Below are 12,097 nucleotides of genomic sequence, written 5' to 3'. Positions count from 1 at the left end.
GCTTTTTTTGTGTTTGATTTCTTAACACTATCTTTATATGGATTTTGCTATACTTTATTCACTCAGTTAAAGGGAGGAATAATGATGGTTATTATTGTTGGCATCATCGCATTGTTAACATTAGTTTATTTATTTTATGAATTGTTTTGGGGGGATAAAAAATGATGTCCTTTACATGGATTATGGTTTTATTTTTTGGTTTTTTATTAGTTACATCATTACCGGTTGGCTTATATATCAAAAAAGTGATGGCAAACGAAACCACATTTTTGGATCGTTTTATCGGTAAAATAGAAAATAGCATTTATCAATTTTTAGGTAAAAATGCGACAACAAGAGAAATGACTGCTAAACAATACGCAAAAGGCGTGATTGGTTTTTCAGTTGCTTCATTTGTCTTTTTATTCGTATTGTTACTATTTCAAGGTTACTTACCAGGTAATCCAAATAATGTGCCAAATATGTCATTCTCTTTGGCATTTAATACGGCAGCCAGTTATGTAACTAACACAAACTGGCAAGCTTACGCAGGTGAAACTCAAGCCTCTTACTTAGTACAAATGTTAGGCTTAACGGTTCAAAACTTTGTATCAGCTGCAGTTGGAACATCTGTTTTGTTTGCTTTATTAAGAGGTTTTAAACGCAAAAATGCGCAAACAATCGGTAACTTCTGGCAAGACATGACTCGTATTACTTTATACGTCTTATTACCACTCTCAATTATTGTGACTATTCTATTAATGTCTCAAGGAGTGGTTCAAAACCTTTCTGCTAACTTAACAATTCCTAGTTTAGATGGGGGAACAGAACAACTAATTCCACTTGGACCAGGAGCAAGTCAAATTGCTATTAAACAACTAGGGACAAATGGTGGTGGGTTCTTTGGGGTTAACTCAGCGCATCCTTTTGAAAACCCAACTGTTTTTAGTAACTTAGTGGAAAATTACGCGATTTTAATTATTCCATCAGCATTAATTGTTGCTTTTGGTTTCTTCATGAAAGATTTAAAACAAGGTCGTACAATTATGGTTGTATCTCTTCTTATTTTAGTGTTAGCAACAGTTGGCATTTTCTTAAGTGAAATGATGCCAGTGATGCAAGATCAATTAATGGCCAGTGGAAATATGGAAGGAAAAGAAACACGTTTTGGTATTATTCTTTCCAGTTTATGGGCCTCTAGTACAACGGCTGTCTCTAACGGTTCCATTAATGCCATGTTAGATAGTTTTACTCCGTTAGGTGGTTTGATTCCAATGTTCTTGATGCAACTGGGAGAAATTATCTTCGGGGGAGCTGGAAGTGGACTTTACGGTATGATTGTCTTTGTCATCTTGACTGTTTTTATTGCAGGACTATTAGTCGGTCGTACGCCTGAATATTTAAGAAAAAAAATCGACCCATATGACATGAAAATGGCATGTTTAGTCATACTAACCCCATTAATGTTTGTCTTACTTGGTTCATTTGCTTATATTTTATTAGGAAATCCAACAGCATCAATGACGAATACTGGCCCACATGGTTTTTCAGAAATCCTTTATGCCTTTACGTCTCTAGCAAATAATAACGGAAGTGCCTTTGCTGGTTTAGCAGGAGATACGACATTTCTTAACATGATTGGTGGAACGATTATGATGATTACTCGATTTGTTCCTATGTTTGCAGTTATCTTTTTAGCGGGTAACTTAGCTAACAAAAAGCAAACATCAGTTAGTAGTGGTACTTTATCAACAACTAATCCTACGTTTATGGTGATGCTAATCATTGTTATTTTTGTGATTGGTGCTTTAAGCTTCTTCCCAGCCCTAGCATTAGGACCGGTGGCTGAATTTTTTGTAACTAAATAAGGAGTTTTGAAAATGGAAAATAAATGGAGTATTTTTAACCGAGCTTTAAAAGATTCGTTTATTAAAATGAATCCTAAAATACAAATTGAAAATCCTGTCATGATGATTGTTTATCTAGGCGCTATCATTACAACAGTACTTTTCTTCACACAAGGATTAGGAGCAGGCAATCAAACTTGGTTTACTTTTAGCATTGCGCTTATCTTGTGGTTGACTATTCTGTTTGCAAACTTCTCTGAAGCGATTGCAGAAGGTAGAGGGAAAGCTCAAGCAGATAGTTTAAAACAAGCAAGAGAAGACGTGACAGCTAAAAAAATCAAATCAATTGATACACCCATGGCTCAAGAAGAAGTTCTTTCTTCTGCTCTTAAAAAAGGAGACCTAGTGTATGTTGTTGCTGGAGAGCAAATCCCAATGGATGGTGAGGTTGTTGAAGGTGCTGCGTCTGTTGATGAAAGTGCTATTACAGGAGAATCTGCCCCTGTGATTCGTGAATCAGGAGGAGATAGAAGTGCTGTGACAGGAGGTACAACCCTTGTTTCAGATCATTTGATTATTGAAGTGACAGCTGAAAGTGGTAATTCTTTCTTAGATAAAATGATTTCAATGGTAGAAGGGACAGAGCGTAAGAAAACACCGAATGAAATCGGGTTACAGATTTTCTTAATCACGTTGACTATTATATTTTTAGTAGTTTCTGCCACTCTTTATACGTTTACAGATTTTTCAAGTCAATTAATTGGCAGAGGAGAAGCTATTTCAATTACAACACTAACTGCTTTACTAGTTTGTTTAGCACCTACAACAATTGGGGCTTTGGTTTCGTCCATTGGGATTGCTGGTATGAGCCGATTAAACAAAGAAAATGTTGTAGCTATGAGTGGACGTGCTATTGAAGCTGCAGGGGATGTGGACATTTTACTACTAGACAAAACAGGAACGATTACATTAGGTAACCGACGTGCTAGTGAATTTCGTCCAGTAGCAGGGATTGAAGAAATAGAAGTAGCTAAAGCAGCTCAACTATCATCAGCATCTGATGAAACTGCAGAAGGTCGAAGTATAGTTGTTTTAGCTACAGAAAAATTTGGTTTGGAAGAACACTTAATCGATGAATCTAAAGCAACATTTATTGAATTCTCAGCTAAAACACGTATGAGTGGGATTGACTACGAAGGCCAAGAAATTCGAAAAGGAGCAGCTGATACCATGAAGCAATATGTGGAAGCTCATGGTGGTGTGTATCCTGATGATTGTGATGAGATTGTCGCAGACATTGCTAAAGTCGGTGGAACTCCTTTAGTGGTTGTTAAAAATAAAGTGGTTCTAGGTGTCGTTTACTTAAAAGATATTGTCAAAACAGGTGTTAAGGAAAAGTTTGAAGACATGCGTAAGATGGGGATTAAAACCATTATGATTACAGGAGATAATCCTATGACAGCCGCAGCTATTGCAGCTGAAGCTGGCGTAGATGACTTTTTAGCAGAAGCAACACCTGAAAATAAAATGGATTTAATTAGAAAGTACCAAGAAAAAGGTCATCTTGTTGCTATGACAGGGGACGGAACAAATGATGCTCCTGCGTTAGCTCAAGCTGATGTGGCAGTTGCTATGAACACAGGGACTCAAGCAGCGAAAGAAGCAGGAAATATGATTGACTTAGATTCGAGTCCTACTAAATTAATCAGCATTGTTAAAATTGGTAAACAGTTATTAATGACTCGTGGAGCTTTAACGACTTTTAGTATTGCTAACGATATCGCCAAATACTTTGCGATTATCCCAGTGCTATTCTTTAGTATTTACCCAGAATTAACAGCACTCAATATCATGCATTTAACAAATCCAACTACAGCTATTTTATCAGCTGTTTTATACAATGCCTTGATTATCGTAGCTTTGATTCCTTTAGCGTTAAAAGGAGTTAAATACAAAGAAATGCCAGCAAGTAAGATTTTGTCTCATAACTTATTGGTGTATGGTTTAGGAGGCATTGTTGCTCCTTTCATCGCTATTAAAGCATTTGACATGATCCTAACCCTATTATTTTTCTAAAAAGGATGAGAAAAAATGAAACAAACAATAAAAATATCTCTTAAATTTGTTTTGGTTATGACTGTTTTATTAGGTGTCCTCTATCCTTTGACCATGACAGGGATTGGACAACTAGTCTTTCATGATAAAGTGAATGGACAATTAATCACAAAAGATGATAAAGTAGTCGGCTCCAAACTAATTGGTCAAACCTTTGAAGGCGATACTTATCTTCACGGTAGACCACAAGAAGTGAGTCAATTATCTCCAGTATCAAAAGAACAAGAAGAGCTAGTGACTCAGCGCGTGAAACAAACACAAGAATTGGAAGGAACAACTGATAAAGTTCCTAGTGACTTAGTATTAGCTTCTGGAAGTGGATTAGATCCAGAAATTTCTGTAGAGTCTGCTAAATATCAAGTGCCAAGAATTGCCGAAAAACGTCATGTGACAGAAAAAATCGTTAATGATATAATTAATGAACATACCACAGGAGTTGATAATTTCATGCTTTCTAACAAACGTGTTAATGTGTTAGAAGTAAATTTAGCTCTTGATGACTTATAAGAATAGTAGGTGATTACCCTGGATTCTGAACGACTATCACCGGAAACTTGGTTGAAGCAAGTTAAACCAGTTGCCAAGTATCCTGGTAAATTAAAAGTGTTTTTTGGCTATGCAGCAGGAGTTGGAAAAACCTATGCCATGCTAGAAGAAGCCCATGACCAATTAGAGATTGGACGACAAGTTCTAGTGGGGTACGTTGAGCCACATACACGTCCAGAAACAACAAAACTCTTAGAGGGATTAACTGTATTACCTCCAAAAGTCTACGAACATAAAGGGATTAAATTAAAAGACTTTGACTTGGATGGGGCGCTTTTGCTCCATCCTGATTTGGTTTTAGTCGATGAATTAGCCCACTCTAATCCGCCTAGTGCACGGAATAAGAAACGGTATCAAGATATTGAAGAGTTACTAAAAGCTGGAATTGATGTCTATACCACCGTAAACGTCCAACACATTGAAAGTTTAAACGATGTGGTTGAAGAGATGACAGGTATTGTGGTTCAAGAAACCGTACCAGATGTCTTTTTTGAAGAAAGCTCGTTAAAAGTGATTGATATTGAGGCAGGAGAGTTACTCGAACGATTACGTCTTGGTAAAATTTACCAAGAAGAAAATACGAGCCGAGCTTTACAGAACTTTTTTGTTCCAGAAAAGTTGAATCTTCTTCGCGGATTGGCGATTCAAAAAGCAGCAGATCACATTATCATCAATGAAAATAAAGAGGTCTCAAAAATACCAGGCATGGAATCAGTATTTCTTTCCTTAATTTTTGACGACGAAGTTGCTTTGACGAAACGAACACTGAGATGGACAGCACGCTTGTCTCAATTACTAAGAGCTAAGTGGTTTGCTTTAAGACTAATGACTGAGGAAACAGAGGGAGAGAATCAAGAATTAATCAAATTAGCTGAAAAATTAGGAGCTGAAGTGGTTAATATTGAAAGTTATGATGTGATTGAAACCATTACTTCTTTTGTTAAACTTCAAGGTGTGACAGACTTAGTAATTGGAAAAAATGTCACTCTGCCTTGGTGGAAAAAGATATTTAGAGAGCCTATTGAAGATAAATTATTTGGTGAGTTGAAGCAAACAGAAATTCACTTACTTCCTTATGATGAAAAAGCCATGAAGCCTAAATCTGGTTTATCTAGTAAGATTAGGAATTTCTTTGAAGGAAATAAGTTTAAGGATTTTAGTATCACGTTCTTTTTAATGCTATTTACCACCTTTATGTCCTCTGCTTTTTTTGGCAGTGGCTTTGGTGATCAAAATATCATTATTTTATATCTGGTTACAGTCATTTTAGTGGCACGATTTACCACTGGTTATTTTTGGAGTGGCTTATCTTCTGTCTTAAGTGTGATTTTCTTCAACTGGTTCTTTGTGGAACCTCTATATTCTCTGACTGTTTACAAAGAAGGCTATCCAATCACGCTGATTATTATGCTCGCAGTCGGTCTTCTTGTCAGCAATATTATGGTGCGAATGAAAGCCAGTTCTCTTTCGTCAAACAAAAAAGAACATCAAATCCAGATTTTATATGACCTCAATCGCAGGTATCTTTTAACGTCGCAATTGTATGAAGTCTTACAAATCACAGCAACTTATCTATCAAACAGCTTGAATCGAGACGTCTTTATTTATGACGAGAGCTTTGAGAAAGTAGCGAAGAGTTTTAGTGAGTCTCAGGGAAACGCATCTGTTTTAAATAAAAGTGAAGAGCAAGCCATAGCTCAGTGGGTTGCTTTAAACCAAAAAGAAGCGGGTGTTGGGACTGATACCTTAGTTGGAGCTAAGGCTCGGTATTTTCCAGTTATCTTGCAAGGAGATACAGCTGCGGTGATTGGAGTTGCTAGTAAAAGTCCACTAGAACCAAACGAATTAACAGAAGAAAACCTAAACTTTATTCGCTTAGTGACGGTACAAATGGCAATTGCGATTGAGCAAAAAATGCTACAAAAAGAAAAACAACGTATTTTAGTCGATCAAGAGAAAGAAAAAACAAAAGGTAACTTGCTCAGAGCGATTTCTCATGATTTGAGAACACCTTTAACAAGTATATCTGGAGCAGTAGAGATGGTTTTAAATGAAGAACCTGCTCATGAATTATCGCGCGAAGAAAAGAAACAATTTCTGATAGGAATTGAAAAAGATGCGGAATGGTTACTTCGTATGGTTGAGAATTTGCTATCCATTACACGGATTGACACGCAAAAAATGGAAGTCAAGAAAACAGAAGAAGTGCTAGATGATATTTTATCTTCTGCTATTTTTAGAATTAAAAAGTACTATCCAGGCATTCAACTAGAAGTCAGTCTACCTGATGAAGTAGTCTTAGTGCAAGTGGACCCGATTTTGATGGAGCAAGTGATTTTTAATTTACTGGAAAACAGTGTGCGTTACGGTGTCAAAGATAAACCAATTAAACTAAAAGTAGTCCTTCGAGGTAATGCGACTAGTATCCATGTGATTAACGAAGGGCAAATAGAAGACATTACTTACCTTAATTCTTTACTAGACAATGATCATAAAGAAACAGTGATTGATTCCAAAAAAGGTTTAGGGATTGGACTATCAATTGTTAAAACCATTATCTCAGCTCATAATGGTATCATCTATGCGACAGAAACAGATGATAAAGAAATCGATGTGACTATTGAACTTAGAAGGAAGAAGGGATAATAACTTATGCGCTTATTGTTAATAGAAGACGATCCTCAAATTGTCAGTTTCTTGATTCCTCTTCTTGAAAAGGAATCCTATGAGGTGATGCATACTGCCTTTGTGGAAGAAGCTGAGATACTTCTTAGAACGTATCCGATTGATTTGATTTTACTTGATTTAGGATTGCCTGATAAAGACGGTCTAGCCTTTCTAAAGGAATTTCGTGAGGAAAGTGATATGCCTATTATTGTGTTATCTGCTCGTTCAGATGAAGAAACGAAAGTCAGAGCTCTTGATTTAGATGCAGATGACTACTTAACAAAGCCCTTTGGTACTAGTGAATTGTTAGCTAGAATTAGAACAGCCACAAGGCATTTTAAGAAAAATCAGCAAGGACAAATTGATCCAATTTTACGAAATGGCGACTTGAGTCTAGATACTGAAAAACGAGAAGTTCGATTACTAGATACAGACATTCATTTGACTAAAAATGAGTTTCAATTATTAAAAATATTAATGGAAAACACTGGGAAAGTCTTAACTCATGATTTTCTAACCAAAGCTGTTTGGGGATTAGGGAGTATGAGTCCTCTAACACTACGAGTAAACATGTCTAATCTACGAAAAAAAATAGAAAAAAATCCTGTAGACCCTGATTTTATCCAAACAGAGATTGGTGTCGGTTACCGAATGAAAGAACATTAGTGATTAAAAAATAAGTACGTTTTGTGCTTATTTTTTTTGATTTTGATAGACGGATTATTAATATTTGGTAAGATAATAAGGAGAGGGTTTTAAAGAATTGGAGGAGTTGAGATGAAAGAGGAGTTGCGAAGAGGGATCAAACGGCCACTTAATGGTCTGTTTCTTTTATTAGGAATTATTTTGATGACAGGGCTATTTGTCTATGTTCATACGGATCAATATGAGACTTTTGAGATAAAAAATAAAAGTGAGGCCATCGAAGTAGATGGGGCATTACTACCTTATCAAATTGTGAATAGCGATGAGGGAGACGCCGTTTATCAAAATTTATTAAAACAAAAATCTGTATTAGCAAGGCAGTTAAATAGTGTTCTGTTTAACCAACCTAAAAAATACATTAGTACTAGTCAAGAACTAACTAATTTGCGCCTTGATTTAAGGCAAGAAACTTCTTTTGAAGAAGAACTAAGCTTTTTACAACCTAGTTTGGAAAGTGTGCTAAAAGATGAGGCATATTACACGTATTTGGCAGAGCAAGAGGAAGAAGTTATTTTAAAGCCTGAAAGCATAGCTAGTTTAACTATTCTTTTCTTAACAGTGCTAGGAGTTATTTGGTTTCCTATCTGTGCCTTTTTAACAGCAAATATCTTAGAAGATGAATATGAACACACGTCACTAATCAAAGGGCAACCACAACCCTTTATGAAACGTATGATGAAAAAATTTAGTGTACTGTATCTATTTTTTGTAGTGAGTTTACTAGGCGCCTTTTTAGTAGGTGGTGTATTGACTCAGTTTTTAGGTAATCCGGTTAATGATTTAAGTCATGTCAATGCGATTCAACTGATGTCTTTTGTGATTTTAAAAAATTGGCAAATCATTTGTGCTTATTTTATTTATTTGTCCATCCTCTTTTTATTTGGCTTTACCTTATCGGTCTTATTAAACATTGTCTTCAGAAATTTTTATTTAACGCTTATTATCGAGCTAGCTTTTTACGGATTAACTATTCTATTGCCTGATTTTATTGCTCAAGCTCCGTGGTATATCGGCTCGTATATTGTGCCTAGCTACTTGTTTAACGGTAATTACCTAACTGATACGAGTAGTGGTTTATTAAATCCCGTTGTGGGTAGTCTCTACTTACTTGTAGCAAGTGGTTTGTTGAGTATGTTAGCTTCTCTGTTGAGTAAACGAGGATTGAAAGGAGTGAAGAACTGATGTGGCAGTATTTTAAATTTGAATGGCGAGAATTTTTTACTAATCGCAAAAATATCGGAATATACTTACTTCTATTGTTCTTCTCTTTGTTCTACTGGTTACAAATTGAGACGCAATTTAGAACAATTGAAACAGTTTCAAGTGATATCTTACAAGCAAGTATTGATACAAAAGAGCATTTTTTAAAGACAGTGAACTTAGAAGGAGAAACTCATCCGGATACGTTAGCAGCAGTTGAGATGTTTCCACCTTTAGTTGAAAATGAGAAAAAACAACTAGCTGCTATTGATAAACACGATTACACAACACTAGCCAAAGAACGAAGTGAATGGTACATCTTAGGTGCTAACTTCCATCCTTTATATTTCAAAGGAGGCAATATTTACGCACAGGAAGAAGCTATTTATGCCAGAAATGGGGTTCGTACTAGATTAGCAGCTTATCCTGAAACGACAAAAGAAGTGACCCTTAACATGATTAACGAGAAAACAGCTCTCCAATCTTTAGTTAGAGGGAGTTTGTCACTTTTCCCACTCATTTTTATCTGTTTAGGGATTGTATTCTCAATGGACGTCATAGCAAAAGATAGACGACACAAAAGTTTATTAAAGGGCTTGCCTATTAGCTTTGGCAAGAGAATGCTAGTCAAATATTTGGTGGCCTTATCAGGTGTTCTAATAGGTATCTTACCCTTAGCAGTTGGTTTTATTGGAATAGGTATTCAAAATGGTTTTGGAACCCTGGATTTGCCTGTTGCTATCAGTCATTATGCAAGTAATATAGCAGTTATGGGAGACTTAGTTTTTGAGAGTATAACAATAGGAGAATTTTTATTAAAAGTGTTTGTTTTAACTAGTTTGTTAGTCCTACTAGTTGTAGGAATCAGTTTGATTCTAGGCACGTGGGTGAAAAATGCGTACTTTATTTTCATTCTAATGATTGGTTTACCTTTTATTGAACTATTTTACAATCGATTTGGGTATGGAGATATCCATCCCATTAGATTTTTACCAACTAGTTATGTTCAAGTAGGGGATGTGGTAACAGGACATCGTAGTTTTTTCTTTTCTGACATCGGTCTAACTTTTGAAATAGGAGTTATGGTCGTAGGTGTCAGTTTATGTATAGTCCTAGTTATCTTAGCTTGTCACAGTCGTTTTAAGAAAATACTTTAAAGAAAGAGGCAACCAATGATTGAATTAAACAATATTAGTGTTAGTTTTGGACAGCATGTGGTCTTAGATAAAATAGATGTTACCTTTATGCCTGGAGAAGTAATAGGACTTGTTGCCCCCAATGGGACAGGAAAAAGTACGCTATTAAATGTGTGTATGAATTACTTAAAACCACAAACAGGTAAAGTAATTGTGCATGGGACTAAAACTTATAAGGGACCAAAAGAAAACAGTCAAATATACCAAGATATATCAATGATGCCTGATCAAAATGACCTCTACCCACACTTAACAGGTTATGATCATTTGAAAATGTATCAGGATATGTGGCGTTCAAAGAATATTAAGATTGATAATGTTATCACCCAACTTGAAATGGGGCACTATGTTAAGAAAAAAGTAGCTAGCTATTCTTTAGGAATGAAGCAACGTTTATGTTTTGCGATGCAAATGGTTAGTGATACCTCTATTATGCTAATGGATGAAGTAATGAACGGCTTAGACCCAAACAATGTAGAGTTAATTTCTCGTGTGATTATCGAAAAAAGAGATTTAGGGAAAACTGTTGTGATTGCGTCTCACTTATTAGAAAATCTTGAAAAATATTCAAATCGCATTTTTTTCTTATTCAATGGTAAACTAGAACTTTTTCTAGATAAAGAAGAAGGATACACTGATAAAGCAACGTATGTGAAGCTAAATAGTGAGGAAGCTAAAAAAGTAGAAGACCTTTTTACTAATTGCTATCAGGTAGACTTGAATCATCAGGAGCATTTAATAAGAGTTGACGAAACAGCAGAGTTACCAGGTGTTTTGAGTATGTTGATAGAAGCAGGTATTCTTGAATTTTCAGTAGGACACTTGAGTTTATCTGATGCTTATCAATTAAAATTTTAAAAAAATCATGCTGTAAAGAAAAAACACTTTACAAGGTTAAAAAAAACTGTTATGATACTTCTTGTGATTAAGAAATATATCTGGAGGTGCCTATAAATGGCAGTTAAAATTCGTTTAAAACGCATGGGTTCTAAAAAGAAACCTTTTTACAGAATGGTAGTAGCAGATTCTCGTTCACCACGTGATGGACGTTACATCGAAGTAGTGGGAACTTACAACCCATTAGTTAACCCAGCTCAAGTTACTGTAAAAGAAACAGAAATCTTAGATTGGTTATCAAAAGGTGCACAACCTTCTGACACAGTGCGTAACATTTTATCTCGTGAAGGAATTATGCAAAAACATCACGAAGCTAAATACACTAAAAAATAAGGTGGGACTTTGAATGACTGATGTTAAAGATTTGGTATTAACCATTGTCCGTCCGTTAGTTAGTCAGCCTGAAAATGTCCATTTAGAAGTTGCTGAAGGCGACCAATTTATGGAATACAACTTAATAGTTGCCCCGGAAGATATTGGACGTATCATTGGCAAACAAGGTCGAGTAGCTCGTTCTATTCGTACTATTGTTTATAGTGTACGAACGACTGAACCTAAAAAGGTTCGTTTGAACATCTTAGATGGGAATCAAAACACATAGTTTTCGGACTATGTGTTTTTTTTATTATATGTTTTGAAAACCACCTGCTATGCGGGTGGTTCTAAAGAGCTTTCAGCGTGGTATTAAAAAAGCCTCCTAAAATGATAAGATAAATTTGGTTTCCCGACCACTAAATATCAATCATATAGGAGGTTCCTTATGAAAAAGGACAATCAAAGTTTATCACACACAACATGGAAATGTAAGTATCATATAGTTTTCGCACCTAAATACAGGCGACAAATAATCTATGGAAAATATAAACAAAGTATTGGAGAAATTCTAAGATTATTATGTGAACGAAAAGGTGTTGAAATAATTGAGGCTAACGCATGTAAAGATCA

General features: G+C 35.6%; 11 protein-coding genes. All 11 read left to right on the top strand.

Annotation, left to right across the window (positions count from 1 at the left end; all coding sequences use genetic code 11):
* Window positions 1-161 precede the first annotated feature (161 nt).
* The gene (kdpA, locus tag DOK76_RS06565; protein ID WP_370590105.1) at window positions 162-1,847 is read left to right on the top strand and encodes a potassium-transporting ATPase subunit KdpA; all 1,686 of its coding nucleotides are present in this window, start codon (window positions 162-164) and stop codon (window positions 1,845-1,847) included.
* A 12-nt stretch (window positions 1,848-1,859) separates the two neighbouring features.
* Window positions 1,860-3,902, top strand: coding sequence for a potassium-transporting ATPase subunit KdpB (gene kdpB, locus DOK76_RS06560; RefSeq protein ID WP_206966018.1), 2,043 nt, complete (start codon window positions 1,860-1,862; stop codon window positions 3,900-3,902).
* Between the two features lie 15 nt (window positions 3,903-3,917).
* Window positions 3,918-4,448, top strand: coding sequence for a potassium-transporting ATPase subunit C (locus DOK76_RS06555; RefSeq protein WP_206966016.1), 531 nt, complete (start codon window positions 3,918-3,920; stop codon window positions 4,446-4,448).
* Between the two features lie 9 nt (window positions 4,449-4,457).
* On the top strand, window positions 4,458-7,133 hold the full coding sequence (locus DOK76_RS06550; RefSeq protein WP_370590104.1) for a DUF4118 domain-containing protein: 2,676 nt from the start codon (window positions 4,458-4,460) through the stop codon (window positions 7,131-7,133).
* Between the two features lie 6 nt (window positions 7,134-7,139).
* On the top strand, window positions 7,140-7,820 hold the full coding sequence (locus DOK76_RS06545; RefSeq protein ID WP_206966014.1) for a response regulator transcription factor: 681 nt from the start codon (window positions 7,140-7,142) through the stop codon (window positions 7,818-7,820).
* Window positions 7,821-7,931: 111 nt separating this feature from the next.
* Complete coding sequence (locus DOK76_RS06540; protein WP_206966012.1) at window positions 7,932-9,041, top strand: hypothetical protein; 1,110 nt, start codon at window positions 7,932-7,934, stop codon at window positions 9,039-9,041.
* Window positions 9,041-10,216, top strand: coding sequence for a hypothetical protein (locus DOK76_RS06535; RefSeq protein WP_206966010.1), 1,176 nt, complete (start codon window positions 9,041-9,043; stop codon window positions 10,214-10,216). The genes DOK76_RS06540 and DOK76_RS06535 overlap by 1 nt, the downstream gene beginning before the upstream one ends.
* 15 nt (window positions 10,217-10,231) lie before the next feature.
* On the top strand, window positions 10,232-11,113 hold the full coding sequence (locus tag DOK76_RS06530) for an ABC transporter ATP-binding protein (RefSeq protein WP_206966008.1): 882 nt from the start codon (window positions 10,232-10,234) through the stop codon (window positions 11,111-11,113).
* Window positions 11,114-11,209: 96 nt separating this feature from the next.
* Window positions 11,210-11,485, top strand: a complete 276-nt coding sequence (rpsP, locus tag DOK76_RS06525) for a 30S ribosomal protein S16 (RefSeq protein WP_206966006.1) — start codon at window positions 11,210-11,212, stop codon at window positions 11,483-11,485.
* A 13-nt stretch (window positions 11,486-11,498) separates the two neighbouring features.
* Window positions 11,499-11,753 (top strand): KH domain-containing protein, encoded by a 255-nt coding sequence (locus DOK76_RS06520; protein WP_206966004.1) that lies wholly within the window; start codon window positions 11,499-11,501, stop codon window positions 11,751-11,753.
* A gap of 159 nt (window positions 11,754-11,912) precedes the next feature.
* The coding region (gene tnpA / locus DOK76_RS06515) for an IS200/IS605 family transposase (protein ID WP_206966002.1) at window positions 11,913-12,097 on the top strand (185 nt) is incomplete at its 3' end.

Origin of the sequence: Candidatus Vagococcus giribetii (assembly GCF_017316185.1) — a bacterium.
GTDB lineage: Bacteria > Bacillota > Bacilli > Lactobacillales > Vagococcaceae > Vagococcus > Vagococcus giribetii.
Note: the sequence above shows the minus strand (reverse complement) of the source record. Positions and strands in the feature narration are given on the sequence as shown.

Bases quoted from the DNA above. Each gene is read 5' to 3' on its own strand.
- kdpA (WP_370590105.1), top strand. From the start codon at position 162: ATGATGTCCTTTACATGGATTATGGTTTTATTTTTTGGTTTTTTATTA.
- DOK76_RS06535 (WP_206966010.1), top strand. From the start codon at position 9,041: ATGTGGCAGTATTTTAAATTTGAATGGCGAGAATTTTTTACTAATCGC.
- DOK76_RS06530 (WP_206966008.1), top strand. From the start codon at position 10,232: ATGATTGAATTAAACAATATTAGTGTTAGTTTTGGACAGCATGTGGTC.
- kdpB (WP_206966018.1), top strand. From the start codon at position 1,860: ATGGAAAATAAATGGAGTATTTTTAACCGAGCTTTAAAAGATTCGTTT.
- DOK76_RS06540 (WP_206966012.1), top strand. From the start codon at position 7,932: ATGAAAGAGGAGTTGCGAAGAGGGATCAAACGGCCACTTAATGGTCTG.
- DOK76_RS06555 (WP_206966016.1), top strand. From the start codon at position 3,918: ATGAAACAAACAATAAAAATATCTCTTAAATTTGTTTTGGTTATGACT.
- DOK76_RS06520 (WP_206966004.1), top strand. From the start codon at position 11,499: ATGACTGATGTTAAAGATTTGGTATTAACCATTGTCCGTCCGTTAGTT.
- DOK76_RS06545 (WP_206966014.1), top strand. From the start codon at position 7,140: ATGCGCTTATTGTTAATAGAAGACGATCCTCAAATTGTCAGTTTCTTG.
- rpsP (WP_206966006.1), top strand. From the start codon at position 11,210: ATGGCAGTTAAAATTCGTTTAAAACGCATGGGTTCTAAAAAGAAACCT.